The 16,121-nt window shown below is 44.7% G+C and carries 15 protein-coding genes; all 15 read left to right on the top strand.

Annotated elements, in window-relative coordinates; genetic code table 11:
- The first annotated feature begins 26 nt into the window (after positions 1 to 26).
- From NAF01_RS23125 to NAF01_RS23055, 15 genes are read left to right on the top strand one after another with little or no spacing between them, the layout of a single operon-like run.
- Entirely contained in the window at positions 27 to 2,066 is a 2,040-nt protein-coding gene (locus tag NAF01_RS23125; RefSeq protein WP_250801287.1) for a sigma 54-interacting transcriptional regulator, read from the top strand.
- Entirely contained in the window at positions 2,063 to 3,481 is a 1,419-nt protein-coding gene (locus NAF01_RS23120; RefSeq protein ID WP_250801286.1) for a CoA-binding protein, read from the top strand. The genes NAF01_RS23125 and NAF01_RS23120 overlap by 4 nt, the downstream gene beginning before the upstream one ends.
- Positions 3,456 to 4,142, top strand: coding sequence for a CoA transferase subunit A (locus NAF01_RS23115; RefSeq protein ID WP_250801285.1), 687 nt, complete (start codon positions 3,456 to 3,458; stop codon positions 4,140 to 4,142). Before NAF01_RS23120 ends, NAF01_RS23115 begins: the two co-directional genes overlap by 26 nt.
- Complete coding sequence (locus NAF01_RS23110) at positions 4,129 to 4,785, top strand: 3-oxoacid CoA-transferase subunit B (RefSeq protein WP_250801284.1); 657 nt, start codon at positions 4,129 to 4,131, stop codon at positions 4,783 to 4,785. Before NAF01_RS23115 ends, NAF01_RS23110 begins: the two co-directional genes overlap by 14 nt.
- A 13-nt stretch (positions 4,786 to 4,798) precedes the next feature.
- Positions 4,799 to 5,803, top strand: a complete 1,005-nt coding sequence (locus tag NAF01_RS23105) for a TAXI family TRAP transporter solute-binding subunit (RefSeq protein WP_250801283.1) — start codon at positions 4,799 to 4,801, stop codon at positions 5,801 to 5,803.
- Between the two features lie 31 nt (positions 5,804 to 5,834).
- Positions 5,835 to 7,802 (top strand): TRAP transporter permease, encoded by a 1,968-nt coding sequence (locus NAF01_RS23100; protein ID WP_250801282.1) that lies wholly within the window; start codon positions 5,835 to 5,837, stop codon positions 7,800 to 7,802.
- An 11-nt stretch (positions 7,803 to 7,813) separates the two neighbouring features.
- Positions 7,814 to 8,659, top strand: coding sequence for a 3-hydroxyacyl-CoA dehydrogenase (locus tag NAF01_RS23095; protein ID WP_250801281.1), 846 nt, complete (start codon positions 7,814 to 7,816; stop codon positions 8,657 to 8,659).
- An 11-nt stretch (positions 8,660 to 8,670) separates the two neighbouring features.
- Entirely contained in the window at positions 8,671 to 9,450 is a 780-nt protein-coding gene (locus tag NAF01_RS23090) for an enoyl-CoA hydratase/isomerase family protein (protein WP_250801280.1), read from the top strand.
- A gap of 13 nt (positions 9,451 to 9,463) precedes the next feature.
- On the top strand, positions 9,464 to 10,624 hold the full coding sequence (locus tag NAF01_RS23085) for an acyl-CoA dehydrogenase family protein (RefSeq protein WP_250801279.1): 1,161 nt from the start codon (positions 9,464 to 9,466) through the stop codon (positions 10,622 to 10,624).
- Between the two features lie 3 nt (positions 10,625 to 10,627).
- Positions 10,628 to 11,821: a thiolase family protein gene (locus NAF01_RS23080; RefSeq protein WP_250801277.1), complete on the top strand. Its 1,194-nt coding sequence runs from the start codon at positions 10,628 to 10,630 to the stop codon at positions 11,819 to 11,821.
- Between the two features lie 21 nt (positions 11,822 to 11,842).
- The gene (locus tag NAF01_RS23075; protein ID WP_250801276.1) at positions 11,843 to 12,853 is read left to right on the top strand and encodes an NAD(P)-dependent oxidoreductase; all 1,011 of its coding nucleotides are present in this window, start codon (positions 11,843 to 11,845) and stop codon (positions 12,851 to 12,853) included.
- On the top strand, positions 12,850 to 13,263 hold the full coding sequence (locus NAF01_RS23070) for a PaaI family thioesterase (protein ID WP_250801275.1): 414 nt from the start codon (positions 12,850 to 12,852) through the stop codon (positions 13,261 to 13,263). The genes NAF01_RS23075 and NAF01_RS23070 overlap by 4 nt, the downstream gene beginning before the upstream one ends.
- The gene (locus NAF01_RS23065) at positions 13,260 to 14,258 is read left to right on the top strand and encodes an NAD(P)H-dependent flavin oxidoreductase (protein ID WP_250801274.1); all 999 of its coding nucleotides are present in this window, start codon (positions 13,260 to 13,262) and stop codon (positions 14,256 to 14,258) included. Before NAF01_RS23070 ends, NAF01_RS23065 begins: the two co-directional genes overlap by 4 nt.
- Positions 14,234 to 14,995: an SDR family oxidoreductase gene (locus NAF01_RS23060; protein WP_250801273.1), complete on the top strand. Its 762-nt coding sequence runs from the start codon at positions 14,234 to 14,236 to the stop codon at positions 14,993 to 14,995. The genes NAF01_RS23065 and NAF01_RS23060 overlap by 25 nt, the downstream gene beginning before the upstream one ends.
- Positions 14,996 to 15,006: 11 nt before the next feature.
- Positions 15,007 to 16,113, top strand: a complete 1,107-nt coding sequence (locus NAF01_RS23055; protein WP_250801272.1) for a tartrate dehydrogenase — start codon at positions 15,007 to 15,009, stop codon at positions 16,111 to 16,113.
- Positions 16,114 to 16,121 lie beyond the last annotated feature (8 nt).

Raw genomic sequence — 16,121 nt, 5'->3', positions numbered from 1 at the left:
TGAATCACTCAGAGGGAGCGGGAAATTTGTTAGTAAAAGACGCGATGACTCGTACTTCTATTAAATTTTTTGAAAACGATTACATCAAAGAGGCAGCAAAGACCCTGCTGGAATCCCATATGAAAGGCGGGCTGGTCTATAACGTAAGAGATGAGCTGGCGGGATGCTTTACAGAGCATAATCTATTAGAAGGTTTGTTAAATCTAAATAAGGCAATATCAGAAATTTACCAGACTGACTTTTGTTTCCTTAATGAAACGGATGAATTAAAGAATATAAAGTCCGTTGAACAGGAAATCTGGCCAATTCTAAATAAAAATGGGGAAATCACCGGCTTCCTGACAAAAGAACAGTATCTGGCTGCCTATGCCAGAACTTCTCAGGTGGAGCTCAGCCGCATGGATGCTATTTTTAATTCGGCACATAATGGGATTCTTTCCATCGATTTGGAGGGAAGGATTACATCAATGAATCCTCCAGCAGAAGAAATGGCTATGACAACTAAGGAGAAAGCCATTGGAAAGTTTTTAACTGATGTTGTCACTCCAAGCGGATTATTGAATGTTATCCGCACAGGCAGGGGACATACAGAAAAATACCGGGTAGGAAAAAGAAAATATTTAACTCATCGAACACCGCTTTATGATGGCGAGACTCTTGTAGGAGCGGTTGGCGTCTTTCAGGACATTTCAGAAATAGAATTTGTATCCAATGAACTTGAATCAGTCAAGCAGCTAGTAAAAGAACAGGAAACGATCCTCGATAACTCAACAGACGGCATCTGTATCACAGATGGGTCAGGAACAATTATCAAATGCAACCAGAGTTTTCGGCAGCTATTTGATGTAAGGAAAGATACTCCTGACTACATAAAAGATATAGCCCGGCAGGTAGAAGCTAAGGGCAGATCGCATAACATCATGGAAACAGGCAAAGACAATAAAAATTCCTTGATTATAACGGCAAATCCCATTAAGAACAGCAGCAATCAAATTGAAAGAGTTGTTATCAATGTGAAGGACATGACTGAATTCGATGCACTTAGAAGTGAGCTGGCAAAAACAAAGTCAATCCTTGAAAATATGCACCTTTCCGAAAGATCGGAGACGTTCATAGCCAAATCACCCGAAATGGAAAGACTGCTTGAGACCGTTCAGCAAGTGGCAAAGGTGGATGTTACGGTTCTATTATCAGGTGAGTCGGGAGTGGGGAAAGAGGAGATTGCCAAGCTGATTCAACAGTCGAGTCCAAGATCAGAAGAGCCATTTATTAAAGTGAATTGTGGGGCTATTCCTGAATCATTAATGGAATCTGAGCTTTTTGGATACGAAGGCGGTGCCTTTACAGGTGCCCTGAAAAAGGGAAAAGCCGGTTTATTTGAACAAGCGAATAATGGAACTATTTTTCTGGACGAGATTGGGGAAATCCCAAACCACCTGCAAGTCAAGCTGCTTCGGGTATTGCAGGAAATGGAGATTACCCGGGTAGGTTCAGCCAAAACGACAAAGATTGATGTGCGTGTAATTGCCGCTACAAACAGGGATCTTAAAGAATTAGTCCTGGAAGGCAGTTTTCGGGAGGACTTATTTTATAGGCTGAATGTTATTCCCATATCAATTCCGCCTTTAAGAAGAAGAGTCGAAGATATTCCAATCCTGATTGATGCGTATGCAAGAATGTTCGCAGCAAAATATCACAAACATCTCAAATTCACCAAAAAAGCCATTCAGGTCCTTACTAATTATCAGTGGCCAGGGAATGTAAGGGAACTCGTCAATATGATTGAAAGAATATATGTAACAGCTTCGAATCTGGAAGTGGGGGAGCAGGAGGTTCTTTCTTTATTCAGCAAAAGCGATAACCAGGGAATGAGTCATGATCAAGCCATTGTCGTAAATCAGTTATTACCGCTAAAAGAGGCTGTAGACCTGCTTGAAAGAGAGCTGATCTATAAAGCGTCACAGTCAGAAAAATCCTATCGGGGCATTGCCCGTGTGCTGGAAGTGAATCCTTCTACCATTGTTCGAAAGGTGAAAAAATTAGAAGGGGGATTATTAAAATCATGAGATCATTGCAGACGCTTGTTTCCCCTAATAGCATTGCCATAATAGGAGCTTCGGAAAGGTTCCATCAAAATGCGGGACGTGTCATGGTCAATCTTCAAAAATCAAAATTTTCCGGGGAGATTTATCTCGTAAACCCAAATTATGACACCATTTCGGGAATTCACTGCTATTCGAGTGTACTCGAGATCAGAGAAGAAGTCGATTTGGCATGTGTAATTGTTCCTTTCAAACATGCCCCTGACATCTTAAGAGAATGTGTAAAAAAACAAGTGAAGAGTGTCATCATCATCAGCTCGGGTTTTTCTGAAAGCGGTCCGGATGGGATAACCCGGGAAGAAGAGCTAAAGGAAATTGTTAAAGGTACAGAAACAGCGGTTTATGGACCAAACTCTCCCGGATTCTATCATTTTATAGGAAACTGGGGAATCTCTTTTTCACCCCGTTTCGAACCTAAGAATTTTCATAAGGGATCTGTTGGATTGATCAGTCATGGAGGAAGTTTAGGCCGCGCTGTCCTTGATGCGAATGAAAAAGGGCTAGGATTTTCCTATTGGCTGTCACCTGGAAATGAGATGGATATCACGATTAATGACTGCTTTGAATTTTTAATTAGTGATCCATCAACAGAAACCATTCTATTAATCATTGAATCCATTTCCGAGGAAGAGCGTTTTTTCCGGCTGCTGCACCAGGCCTATATCAAACAGAAGCCGGTGATCCTGCTGCCAATCGGCCATTCGAAGATTTCAAGAATTGCCGTTAAATATCACCTTGGAAGAAACAATGATTACTCTATTCCATGGGATATGGTCAATCACCCCGGACTGGTAAAAGCTGAAAGCATTGATGAAGTTGTTGCCCTTTCATGGCTGTTTGATACATACAAAAAGGCAGCAGGAAAACGGACGGCTATCTTTTCCTGGGCAGGGGCTACTTCCATTTATCTGGCGGATTTATGCGATAAGTATGGGATTCAGCTTCAGCCTTTGTCATCAAAACTTCAGCAGAAAATGAAAACGATTACAGGTATAGAGAAGTCATTCATGAATCCTTTAGATTTGACCACCATCGTATACGATGACTTGTCAAAATTAACAACCTGTCTGGAAGTGCTTCATAAATCGGGTGATTTCGATAATATCATTGTTCCTTTCCCATTCCAGGTAGACTATCAAAATGAAATTCTCTCGGAACAAATGAAAAAGCTGATGGAGGAAAGAGATAGTATTTTTATTCCGATTTTCATGTCCCAGGGATACCAGGGGGAGCTGGCCATTGACATATTAAAGGAAACAAAGAAACCTTACTTCTTTCATGAAAATACAGCCATCAAATCATTGTCTGCTTATATAAATTACTCGGAAACCCAGAGACAAGAGGAGGAACATAATGAAAAAACGATTAAATCCTGCTGATGCACTGCAGTTTATTAAAAGCGGCGACACATTGCTTGTCGGGGGGTTCGGCCTTTCGGGAACACCGCTTACCTTAATTGATGAGCTGGTGAAATCCGATAAAGATAATCTCACAGTCATCAGCAACAATTTAGGCGAGGAAGGGAAGGGGCTCGGAAAACTGCTGGTGGCAGGTAAGCTGAAAAAAGCGAAAGGCTCTTACTTTACCACTAATCGTGATGCGGTTAAGGCCTGGTCAAAAGGTGAACTGGAGATTGAATTAATTCCTCAGGGCACTTTGGCAGAAGCCATCAGGTGCGGCGGGGCAGGCATCGGAGGGTTCTATACGAAGACAGGCGCCGGGACCAAACTTGCTGAAGGGAAAGAAGAGAAAGTGATCGATGGCGAATCCTACATTTTTGAAAAAGCAATCAAAGGGGATGTGGCCATTATTAAAGCCCTTAAGGCTGATACACTGGGAAATCTGATTTATGACAAAACAGCGAGGAATTTCAATCCGGTTATGGCAACGGCTGCGAAGGTGGTTATAGCTGAAGTGGATGAGATTGTGGAAGCTGGTGCATTTGCACCGGAAGAAGTGGTAACCCCTCACTTATACGTAGATTATGTCTTAATCAATCAATATGTAAAAAAAGGAGGGAGATACGTTGAGTCTATCTGACAGAATTAAAATCGCCAAAAGGGTTGCACAGGAATTGAAGGAAGGAGAAATTGTCAATTTAGGAGTCGGCATTCCAACCATTATTCCAGATTACCTCGATGACAAAAAGGTTTACCTTCAATCAGAAAACGGTCTTCTCGGGATGGGTCCGACTCCTTCTGATGACGACATTGATATGGATTTGATCAGCGCCAGTAAGAAGCCCGTTTCCATGGACGCAGGGGCATCCCTCTTTGATAGTTCGGATTCGTTCCTGATGATTCGCGGAGGACATATCGATACCGCTGTACTGGGGGCTTTGCAGGTCGATGAAACCGGTGAAGTCGCAAATTGGGCAGTACCCGGAGAAACCATTCTTGGAGTGGGAGGGGCCATGGATTTAGTTGCGGGAGCAAGGCGGATGATTATTGCTTCCATGCACTTGTCTAAAGATGGAAGTCCGAAAATTGTGGAAAAATTATCGTTTCCAAGCAGCGGTACAAGAAAAGCAGATATGATTGTCACCGAACATGCTGTATTTAAGTTTCTTGAAGGAAAAATGTACCTCATAGAAACGCTTTCCGATGTTTCCATCGAAGCGTTGCGGGAGATGACAGATGCGGAATTTCATGTGCTGGAAAAAACCAAAATGGAAACAAATTAAGGGGGAAAATAAGTTGAAAAAATTATTGGCAGTTTTAATGGCTTTTATGTTAGTCGTATTGGCAGCCTGTTCTTCGGATGAGGCGGGAAGCAGCGGTAAAGGAAGCGGAGGCGGAGGCGGAGGAGCAGAGGGAGCCCCGCGGGATATGGCTTTCGGTTCTGCAACAGTAGGCGGTTTCTGGTACACATTGTCAGGGGCAATGGGAGAGAAAATGAAGGAAGTCTACCCGGAATCCTCCGTTACGGTAGTAGAGGGCGGATCTGTTTCCAATTTGTTGGGCTTAAGTCAGGGGACATTTGCTCTTGGATTCAGTAATGGCCAAACAGTGCCTGAGGCATTGAACGGAATCAATGCTTTTAAAGAAAAAGTGGATAATGTCAGCACGGTTGCAACCCTGTATCCAAATGTATTCCAGATCGTTGTTCGGGCAGATTCTGATATAAAGTCCGTGAAAGATTTAAAGGGAAAGAAGGTAAGCCCGGGAATTAAAGGATACAGCGGAGAGCTGGCATTCCTGGATATTTTAAAGCTGAATGACATGAGCTATGACGATCTTGGCGGCATTGAATATATCGGAACGGCTGATGGAGCCGACCTTCTGCGTGACGGGCATATCGATGCCATTGTAGGGATGGTTTCTGCACCGGTTTCCACTTTCCAGGAGCTGGATACAACCCTCGGAATCCGCCTGATTCCTTTGGATGATGAAACAGTAAAAGGCCTGCATGAGTTAAATGAAGGATATTTGGAATATGACATTGAAGGCGGAACTTATTCGAATGTGAAAGAAGATGTTAAAACGGTTGCCGGCTATACGGTTCTGCTGGTTAATGATGATCTAATGGACGAAGAGTCGGTTTATAAGCTGACAAAAATGATGGTAGAAGAAAAAGATACATGGACGACATTATCCCCGATTATGAAAGACTTTAATGCAGAGTATTCAGTGCAAAACAACGTGGGCAAGCTTCACCCGGGTGCAGAAAAATATTACAAGGAAGTCGGGGCACTTAAATAAACCAAAATAATCCTTTTAAAAAGAAGGTGGAATGATGTCTAAACATGACGTAACGGAAGCAGAAGCTTCAAAAGTGATTGCGGAATATGACGAAGATGGAAATCTGAACAGCAAGCTGCGCCTATTAAAGGGCGCGGCTGCCAAAATCATTTCCATTATTGCCGTCTTAATGTCTCTTTTTCATTTGTATACAGCTTTCTTTGGAGTATTCGAATCCATCCTGCAGCGGTCGGCACACCTTGCATTTGCGCTGGCTTTAACATTTGCCATTTATAAGCCTTCCAAGAAGGCGGTAAAAAATGAAAGTATCCCCTGGTATGATTGGCTGTTTATGATGTTGTCCATTGCTTGTTATTCCTATTATGTGATGAATTCCCAGGTCATTTCATCGCGGATGAGTTATATTGAGCCGCTGACAGCACTGGAAATTGCAATAGGAATCATATCCGGCTTGCTGCTGATTGAAGCAACTCGCCGCGTGATTGGAAATACACTGGTGATTATTATCTTCATTTGCATCGTTTACGGAGTTTGGGGTCATTTGATTACGGGGTCGCTTTCCCACCGTGAATTTACCACGATGTGGATTATTGATCACCTCTTTTATACAGTGACTGGTATTTTCAGTACTCCTCTTGGGGTATCAGCCACCTTTATTTTTCTATTTATTCTCTTCGGAAAGTTTTTAGAGGTTTCGGGAGCAGGTCAATTTTTTATCGATTTATCAGTGGCCGGGATGGGGAAATATCGCGGGGGTCCTGCCAAAACGGCGATCGTGGCCAGCTCCATTTTGGGAACAATTTCAGGGAGTGCCGTTGCAAACACGGTCACAACGGGTGCCTTTACCATTCCATTAATGAAGAAAACCGGCTATAAGAGTCACTTTGCAGCTGCGGTTGAAGCGGTTTCCTCTACGGGCGGCCAGATCATGCCTCCGATCATGGGGGCTTCGGCTTTCATCATTGCTTCCTATTTAGGTGTGCCTTATATGGATATAGCCATAGCTGCGTTAATTCCTGCAGTCCTTTATTACTGCTGCCTGTATTTCCAGGTCGATATGAGGGCAAGGCGTTTGGGGCTCGTTGGTCTGAAGAAAGAAGAACTTCCAAAGGTTTCGAGTGTTTTGAAAACCGGATTCATGTTCTTTATCCCCTTAGTAGTGATTGTGGTCATGCTTGCATCCGGCTCTTCACCAATGAAGGCTGGTCTCTACTCTATCGGGGTGACGATATTGGTTGCCTCTTTAAAAGGGGCAACCAGATTATCTTTTTCTAAGATCTTCAAGGCATTGGATTTAGGAGCCAGAGCTGCCATTGAGACAGCTATTGCCTGTGCGGCATCCGGTTTTATCATCGGAATTATTGGGCTTACCGGGATTGGCCTTAAATTCAGCAGCTTGATCATTGATTTATCAGGCGGCATTTTAATTATTACGCTTGTATTCACGATGATTACGAGCATCATTCTTGGAATGGGGCTCCCAACTGTTGCGGCATACATTGTACAGGTTCCGCTTACCATTCCTGCATTAATCGAACTGGGTGTATCCCCGCTTGCAGCCCATATGTTTGTTTTCTATTTTGCAGCACTATCTGCTATTACACCGCCAGTAGCACTGGCTGCGTTTGCAGCGGCTGGGCTTGCCGGTTCAGAGCCGATGAAAACAGGCTTAACGGCAGTAAAGCTTGGACTTGCCGCATTTATTGTCCCTTATATGTTTGTATATAGGGAAACCTTGCTGCTTGTTGGAGACGTTCCGGATATTATTCTATCAGTTGCGACCTCCATCATCGGAATTATTGGGATTGCCTGGGCTGCGGAAGGATGGCTGTTCCGCCATTCATATTGGTATGAAAGAGCCGTTCTTTTTATCGGGGCTCTTCTGATGGTCAACCCGGGATTTTTGTCAGACATCATTGGCTTTGCGATTCTGGCAGCAATGTTCTTATATCAAAAGTTCGTACCTAGAAATACAGTGGCCAATACATTATCAAACTAAGGGGGAACAGAATGAACACCATCACAGTAGTAGGTTCAGGTGTAATGGGAAAAGGGATTGCTTATACCTGTGCCGTTTCGGGATTTGAAGTTTACTTGAATGACATTAATCAGGAAATAGTAGATAAAGCCAAAAACGATATTTATAGCTTATTGGAAGGCAGCCTTCAAAAAGGGTTTATTTCTGAAGAACAATATGGGAATGCAAAAGACCGGCTTCATTTTGAAACAGATTTAGAGGCTGCTGCGGAAAATGCGGAACTTGTCATTGAAGCAGTCCTGGAAAAGATAGAATTGAAGATTGATATCTTTAAAAAGCTGGACATCATCTGTTCTCCGGAAACCATTCTGGCCACAAATACTTCAACAATGAGCCCGACGGAAATTGGGGCACAAACATCACGGCCAGATAAAGTCGTGGCCATGCACTTCTTTAATCCGGTCCACAAAATGAAGCTGATTGAAATTATCCGTGGACTGGAAACATCTGATGACACGGTCCGCATAGTGAAAGAAGTCGGTGAAAAGCTTAAGAAGGAAACCGTTGAAGTGAATGAATTTCCGGGATTTGTGACTTCCCGGATGAATTGCCTGATCGGCAATGAAGCGATGAACATGCTGATGGAAGGAGTAGCCTCTGCTGAAGATATCGATAAAGCTCTGAAGCTGGGGCTTAATCACCCGATGGGCCCGCTTGCACTGGCGGATTTAGTAGGCCTGGATACCCGGCTGCGCAATATGGAGTATTTATACCAGACACTTGGGGAAAAGTACCGCCCTTGTCCGCTGCTTATCAAATATGTAAAAGCCGGACGGCTGGGGAAAAAGAGCGGCAGTGGATTCTATCAATATTCTTAAGGGGTGAGAACGTGCATCAATACGAAAATCTGCTTATTCAAATCGAAAAGGGGGTTATGTGGCTGACCATTAACCGTCCTGAACAGCGTAATGCATTAAATCAGGAGACTCTCCAGGAGCTCGGAGATGCCTTTAGCTGGGCAGAAGCAAATGATGAGGTGAAATGCATCATCATCCAGGGAGCAGGGGAAAAGTCCTTTGCAGCAGGAGCGGATATAAAACAGCTTCATGAAAGAAAAATGCTTGAGGCATTGATTCCGGGCATGCAGGGGCTCTACAAAAAAATCGAACAATCGGGCAAAGTAACGATTGCAGCTGTAAAGGGGTATGCACTGGGTGGAGGGTGCGAGCTGGCCCTTGCCTGTGACATTCGGATCGCAGCGAAGGGAGCAAAATTCGGCTTGCCGGAGCTTAACCTGGGCATCATTCCTGGAGCAGGCGGAACACAGCGCCTGTCCAGGGTGGTTGGCAAGGGAAGGGCACTTGATATGATCCTGACAGGCAAAATCATAGATGGAGAAGAAGCCGAAAGAATCGGTCTGGTCACATACCTTGCAGCCGATGATGAATTGGATGCGAAAGCAGAGGAGGTTGCCTCTCAGATTCTTAAAAAAGGCCCGGTTGCAATCAAGCTGGCAAAGCTTGCAGTCCACAAAGGCTATGATATTGACCTGGAGACAGCCATGCTGATTGAGAAGCTTTCACAGGCTGTAGCTTTTGGGACAGAGGACAAAAGAGAAGGTACGGCAGCATTCCTGGAAAAAAGAACGGCAGAGTTTACTAACCAATAAGGGAGAGACAGAAATGGACTTTAATTTTTCTGAAGATATAAATTTTTTAAGAGAAAATGTGCGTAAATTTGTAAAAGAAGAAGCAGAACCATTGGCGATGGAAATTGAAGAGAAAGATATGATACCGGAAAAGCTGGTGGAGATGTCCAAGGAAATGGGCTTATTCGGATTAAGCATTCCGGAAGAATATGGCGGGCTCGGGCTAGACATGGTCGGAAAGTGCGCCATTTATGAAGAGCTTGGCAAAACACATAATGGCTATACCACTTTAATAGGGGCACATACGGGAATCGGCTCTGTCGGAATAGTGGAGCTTGGAACAGAAGAGCAAAAGCAAAAATACCTGCCGAAAATGGCAACCGGGGAATGGGTCGGCGCTTTTGCTTTAACGGAACCGAGCGCTGGCTCGAACGCAGCGGCACTGAAAACGACTGCTGTCAGAAAAGGTGACAAATATATATTAAATGGATCCAAGCATTATATTACGAATGCAGTTGACGGGCACGTTTTTACCGTGATGGCAGTAACGGACCGGGCAAAAGGAGCGAAAGGAATTACCTCCTTTATAGTTGAAAAAGACTTCCCCGGCTTTGTCCTTGGAAGTGTCGAACAAAAAATGGGGTTAAGAGGCTCCCATTCGGCTGAGCTTTTCTTTGAGAATATGGAGGTTCCCGCCGAGAACATTCTTGGTACAGAAGGACAGGGATATATCAATGCACTGAAAATCCTGGCCAATGGCCGCGCTGGCCTGGCTGCCAGAAACCTTGGCTCCTGTGAAAAGCTTCTTGAGCACTGCCTGCAATATACCCAGGAACGGGAGCAATTTGGCAAGCCGATCATCGAGGTGCAGGCTGTTCAGCATATGCTGGCCGACATCAGCATGCAAATCGAAGTGCTTAGATCCATGACGTACCGGGTTGCCTGGATGACCGATCAAAAAATGAGGGTTGTGAAAGAGGCTGCTATTGCAAAGCTATTTGCGTCAGAAGTATATAACAAAGTGGCAGACTTAGCCGTGCAAATCCATGGCGGAATCGGCTATATGAGAGACTATCCGATTGAACGCTACTACAGGGATGCAAGAATTACAAAAATCTACGAAGGAACCTCTGAGATTCAGCGCAATATCATTGCGAATGAGCTTAAGCGGGAATCCTCCTATGTGGGGGTGTAAGGCATGAACCAAGCATATATTGTCGAATCTGTCCGGACAGCAATTGGCAGAATGGGCGGAACGATAAAAGACGTCCCGGTTGATCATCTTGCAGAGAAAGTCATTCGGGAAGTATTGAATCGTTCTCATACGGGTGTACAAGTGGATGAAGTGATCCTTGGCCAAGCCAAGCAAAGTGCGGATACTTCCAATCTTGCGCGTCTGGCCGCCTTAAGGGCGGAGCTGCCTATTGAGGTTACAGGCTACACGGTTCACCGCCAATGCGGATCCGGGCTTCAGGCCATCAATAATGCGGATATGCAAATCAGGCTTGGCTACTCTGATGTAGTCGTGGCCGGAGGAGCTGAAAGCATGAGCACAGCACCTTACTATATCCGGAACGCCCGTTATGGATTCCAGGCCGGAAATGCACAAATTCTGGACCCGAATACCGAAAGCCAGCCTTGTTCCCAGCCAATCGAAAAATACGGGAATCTGACAATGGGATTAACCGCTGAAAACCTGGCTGAGAAGTATGCTATTTCAAGGGAAGAACAGGATGAATTTGCGCTTCGCAGCCAGGAGCTTGCGCATGCAGCCATTGAATCTGGACGTTTTGAAAAGGAAATCATCCCGGTTGAATATAAGCAAAAAAGAGAAACACAGCTTTTTAGTGTGGATGAGCATCCGCGCAGTACAAATATCGGGAAGCTCTCGAAGCTTAAGGCGGTTTTTAAGGAAAATGGAACCGTGACAGCAGGCAATGCCAGCGGCCGCAATGACGGTGCTTCCGTCATTTTGATGATGAATGAAGCGAAAGTAAATGAATATGGCTTAAAGCCAAAAGCAAAAATCATTGCCCAGGCTGTGAGTGGAGTATCACCTGAGATTATGGGGATTGGTCCTGTCATCTCTACATTTAAAGCGTTAAAGCAATGTGGTTTATCGATGGATGACATTGGACTGATAGAGTTGAATGAAGCATTTGCAGCTCAGGCACTTTCTGTCATCCGTGAATCCGGAATGGATATTAATAAGGTGAATGTAAACGGCGGAGCCATTGCTTTAGGCCATCCTATTGGAGCCACAGGAGCCATTCTGATGACAAAGCTTCTTCACGAAATGGAACGGAGAGGCGAAAAATATGGTCTGGTCACTCTTTGTATTGGAGGCGGCCAGGGAATTACCACCATAGTCGAAAACCTTCAAGTTTCATAATATCCATGAAGGAGTGTTGAGATGAACAGACCTCATATTGTTCAGATTCTCCCCATGTATCATGCAGATGGGGAGGATGTACTGAACAAACATGCTGAAGTGAAGAAATTCACCGAATATAACGAATCAGAGATTTGCAGCTACCTTCAGAATAATAAGGTTGATGGAATCATCCTCCGGGCCCCGGCAAGGATTACACCTGCCATTTTGGACAGCTGCCATCAAGTAAAGGCTATTTCTGGAGCTGGAGTGGGCCTTGACAATATAGATGTAGAATATGCAACAAAGATGGGGATACCCATTTTACATGCTCCAAAGCTCAATAGTACGGCAACAGCAGAACATGCAGTGAGCCTGCTCTTAGCGGTAATGAAGAAAACGGCCTATTTTGACAGGGAAACCAGGAGTGGAAACTTTCAGTCGAGGGACGGGGAATTTACTCTTGAATTGGAAGGAAAGCAGCTGGGGCTTATTGGCTTTGGGAGTATAGCGCAAAAAGCTGCCAGGATCTTAGTCCATGGCTTCGGAATGAAAGCTATGGCTTATGTCAGAACAATCAATGCAGATAAACAGCAAGCGGCTGACCGTATAGGAGTGGAACTAACCACTTCTTTAGAAAATGTTTTTTCTAAAAGTGATGCTGTAAGCTTACATATCCCATTAACCATAGAAACAGATAAACTGGTAGATTATAATTTGCTTTCGCTTATGAAAGAAACAGCGGTACTGATAAACACTGCCCGGGGCGGCGTGATCAACGAGGAAGATTTGGCAGAGGCATTGAAACAGAATCGTATTCTGGGTGCAGGGATCGATGTTTTTGCAGATGAGCCCCCGCCTCCTGATCACCCGTTTTTTCAGCTTAAGCAAGTAACCATGAGTCCGCACATTGGCGGGATCAGTCTTGAGGCGGCAAGGAAAACCTCCATGCTGATTGCAGAGAACCTAATACTTGCCATTCAAGGTCAAAAGCTTTCTGTAATAGCCAATCGAACTGAACTGACTGAAGCAGGGAAGGGGTTATTTTCATGACAGCAGAACATCTGCAGAAAGTGAAAACAGATTTTGAAAACAGCCCGTTTTGGACCTTTATTGGGCTGGAGCTAAAAGAATTAAAAAAAGGCTATGTTCTGCTGGCGCTGCCCATACAGAAAGAGTTCATAAATGTAAGAAATTCTGTCCACGGCGGCATCTATGCATCCGTAATGGATACAGCAATGGGCATGGCAGGCAGGTCGCTGGGATATGATGAGGTTGCGACAATCCATCTAAACATTCAATATCTTAAATCTGTGATGGAAGGAACGGTATACTCCGAAGCAGAGATTATTCATCAGAACCGCAGCACGGTATTAATCGAAGGCAGGCTAATGAATGAAGACGGTGAACTGATTGGACATTGCACCGGAACCTTTAAGCTGTCGATAGGTGAAAAGGGATGATGCAAACAGCTGTCACAGAGATGTTTGACATCCGCTATCCCATTATCCAAGGGGGGCTTCAAGGGCTTGGAACATCACCGCTTGTTTCCGCGGTATCGAATGCAGGCGGACTCGGCCTTATAACAGCTGGAAGCTTTTCCTCCAAGGAAGAAATGCTCGAGGATATTGAGTCGGCAAGAAAGCTCACATCCAAACCCTTTGGCGTAAATATCGCTCTTGGAATCCGCAAGCCGATGGATGAATATGTGGAAGGGGCAATCGAAGCCCGTGTGCCCATTGTGTTCACCTCTGGAAATAACCCCGAGAAATATATGGAGAGCCTTAAAGCAAACGGAATAAAAGTCGTTCATGTCGTGCCTTCTGTAAGATTTGCCAGAAAAGCGGAATCAATTGGCTGCGATGCAGTGGTCGTGGTTGGATATGAGTGCGGGGGCCATCCGGGCAAAGAGGATGTAACCAGTCTTACCTTGATTCAAAAGGCTGTTCAGGAGCTTTCGATACCTGTCATTGCAGCAGGAGGGTTTTCAACGGGAAAATCTGCTCTTGCTGCTTTTGCTTTAGGGGCACAAGGAGTGCAGATGGGTACAAGGTTTTTGGCTTCCAGGGAAACAGCACTCCATGAGTCAATCAAAGACAAATTGATAAAGCTTCAGGAAACAGATACCCTGCTTGTGAAAAAATCAATCGGGAAAGCCATGAGAGTAATGAAAACAGAGCGTGCGCTGGAGCTGCTGAAAAAGGAAGAAGGCGGAGCAGCTTTAGAGGAGATCTTTCCATATATAAGCGGTGAATCCTATATGGAATTAATTAAAAATGGCAATGAACATTCCGGTGTCATCTCATTAGGACAGACCATCGGATTAATAAATGAAATTAAAAAGACAGAAGACATTATCAAGGATATAGTGCAGGAATACGAACAGCAGATTGAATATTTGTACAGGAATTTTAATAGACAGGAGCGAAGCTATTGTTTAGTCAAGAAAACCAGGTAGCTGTTGTCACTGGCGCAAGCAGGGGGATTGGCAGGGAAATAGCCGGAAGACTGGCCTCGGAAGGTGCCTATGTCTATTTAGTGGACATTAATGAGGAAGCATTAAATGAGACCAGACATGAATTGCAGGAAAAAGGCTTGGCTGCAGAAGTGTTCAAGGCGGATATCACCAATGAACAGGAAGTGGAACGGTTTTTTTCTCATATAGAGGAAAGGCATGGAAGGGCGGACATTTTAGTCAATAATGCCGGAATCATCCGGGATAACCTGATATTTAAAATGAATGCCGATGATTGGGACAGCGTTATGAATGTTCACTTGAAGGGTACTTTCCTTTGCAGTAAATATGCCCAGAAATTAATGGTTCAAAACAAATATGGAAGAATCATCAATCTATCTTCCGTATCAGCCCTGGGAAGCAGGGGGCAGGCCAATTACGCAGCGGCAAAGGCCGGGATTCAGGGTTTTACGAAAACACTGGCTATTGAACTGGGACAATACAATATTACCGTGAATGCCATTGCCCCCGGGTTTATTATGACAGATATGACAAAGGCAGTCGCAGAACGGCTTGGCATTTCCTTTCAGGAATTAATTGAATCCAAAGTAAAGCAAATTCCGGTTAATAGGGCTGGTACACCAGAAGATATCGCACAGGCCGCAAGCTTTTTTGCAAGTCCGGCATCCTCTTTTATTAGCGGTCAGGTCCTGTATGTTGCCGGTGGCCCAAAAGCATAGGAGGTTATGAGATGAAGCATTGGAAAATTGCGCTGATCCCTGGGGATGGAATCGGCCCGGAGGTTGTGGCAGAAGGAGTGAAAGTGTTAAAAAAAATGGAGGAGCTGGATCCCGGTCTATCTTTTTCGTTTACGGAGTTCCCGTGGGGCTGCGAGTATTATTTGGATAATGGAAAGATGATGGCTGATGATGGGATTCACCAACTAAAAGAATTTGATGCGATCTATTTAGGGGCAGTAGGCTACCCTGGTGTACCGGACCATATTTCACTGTGGGACCTGCTTCTGAAGATCCGGAAGGAATTTGATCAGTATGTAAACATTCGTCCTATTAAACTTCTGCACCCGGAGCTGACACCGCTTAAAAACAAAGGGGAAAAAGAGATCGACTTTCTGGTGATACGGGAGAATAGCGAAGGGGAATACGCCGGAGCAGGAGATTGGCTATTCAAAGGAAAGCCTGAGGAGGTAGTCCTGCAGACCGGTGTGTTTTCAAGGAAAGGAACAGAACGCATTATTCGCTATGCATATGAAGAAGCCCGCAAACAGAAAAAGACCTTAACAAGCATCAGTAAAGCCAATGCACTGAATTATTCCATGGTGTTCTGGGATGAGGTATTTATTGAAGTAGGGAAAGAATATCCGGATGTCAAAACTTACTCCTATTTGGTGGATGCAGCAAGCCTCTACTTTGTTCAGCAGCCGGAAAGATTTGAGATTGTCGTTACCTCCAATTTATTCGGAGACATTCTAACCGATCTGGGTGCTGCGATTACAGGTGGACTCGGGCTGGCTGCGGGAGCGAATATCAATCCTGAAAGGGAGTTTCCGTCCATGTTCGAGCCTATTCACGGATCCGCACCAGACATTGCCGGTAAAGGTCTTGCCAACCCTCTGGCTGCCATCTGGTCCGTCAGCCAGATGATGGATCATTTTGGTGAACCGGCCTGGGGAACCGCCATCCTGAAAACGATGAAAGAACTGCTCCATCACAAGAGTGCACTAACTCCGGATCTTGGCGGGAAAGCTTCAACAGATCAGCTTGGCAATGAATTTATGAATCTTTTAAGCAGTCATGCTCCGGTTACGGTTAAAAGTCCTTCCAGTGGAGTTAAATAATAGAGAGA

Origin of the sequence: Cytobacillus firmus, from assembly GCF_023657595.1 — a bacterium.
Lineage (GTDB): Bacteria > Bacillota > Bacilli > Bacillales > Cytobacillaceae > Cytobacillus > Cytobacillus firmus_B.
Note: the sequence above shows the minus strand (reverse complement) of the source record. Positions and strands in the feature narration are given on the sequence as shown.